The following is a 1,043-nucleotide window of genomic DNA, read 5'->3' as shown; positions in this document are numbered from 1 at the left end:
GAGGAGTTGCCCAGGCTGTCGACCTTCACGTTGCCCAACGAGCCCACGCTGATGTTGTCGCCAGAGTTCGCACCCACCTGGAACACGCCACCCGTGAAGCTACCTTCCAGCAGCTTCTGGCCATTGAACGTGGTGGTCTTGGCCACACGGTCCACTTCATCACGCAGTTGAGACAACTCCGACTGCAGCGCCTCACGGTCGCTCTTGCTGTTCGTCGCGTTGGACGACTGTACCGCCAGCTCGCGCATGCGCTGCAGCATGTCGCCGACCTTGCCCAGTGCGCCTTCAGCCGTCTGTGCCAGCGAGATGCCGTCGTTGGCATTGCGCGAGGCCACGGCCAAGCCGCGCACCTGGGTGCTCATGCGCTCGGAGATGGCCAGGCCGGCTGCATCGTCCTTGGCACTGTTGACACGCAGGCCCGAAGACAGGCGCTGCATGGAGGTAGCCAGCGAACTGCCAGACAGACCCAGGTTGCGTTGTGCGTTGATGGACACAACATTGGTGTTAATGGTCATAGCCATAGTGGTATTCCCCTTCTTCAAATGCTCGTTTCGTTGGCATCCGGCCGGCCGATCTTTTCTGCATCCGCCTTCCCGGCACCCGTTTCCAGGCAGTTCCGGCTACCCGTTCTTGCAAGAAGAACGCCGCTATGGCCAAGCCTCGCATGCGTTCTTCAAGTTCCGGGCCTGGACGGCAGCGAGCCCACCGCCGTCCAGGCCTTGTTCTTACTTCAGCAGGCTCAGCACTTGCTGAGGCAGCTGGTTGGCCTGGGCCACCATGGCCGTGCCAGCCTGCTGCAGGATCTGCGTACGGCTCAGGTTCGCCGTTTCCTTGGCGAAGTCGGCGTCCACGATGCGGCCGCGTGCCGCAGAGATGTTCTCGTTCATGGAGTCGATGTTCTCGATCGACTTCTCGAAGCGGGTCTGGATGGCACCCAGGTCGGCGCGTGCGGAGTTGACCTTGTCCAGCGCGTTGTCGATGCGCTGCATGGCTTCCCAAGCACCGGCTTGCGTGGAGATGTCCACCTTGTCTATGCCCTTGCC

Annotated in this window: 2 protein-coding genes; both read right to left on the bottom strand. The window is 61.8% G+C overall.

From position 1 onward, the window contains the following. Window positions 1–521 (bottom strand): flagellin N-terminal helical domain-containing protein (locus IAE24_RS29955; RefSeq protein WP_442778778.1); only part of this gene is annotated, 521 nt, incomplete at its 3' end. Between the two features lie 204 nt (window positions 522–725). Beyond that, the coding region (locus IAE24_RS29950) for a flagellin (protein ID WP_267908947.1) at window positions 726–1,043 on the bottom strand (318 nt) is incomplete at its 5' end.

The sequence above is a fragment of the Delftia sp. S65 genome (assembly GCF_016516495.1).
GTDB classification, from domain to species: domain Bacteria; phylum Pseudomonadota; class Gammaproteobacteria; order Burkholderiales; family Burkholderiaceae_C; genus Comamonas; species Comamonas acidovorans.
This window is presented reverse-complemented; position numbering and strand designations above follow the sequence as displayed.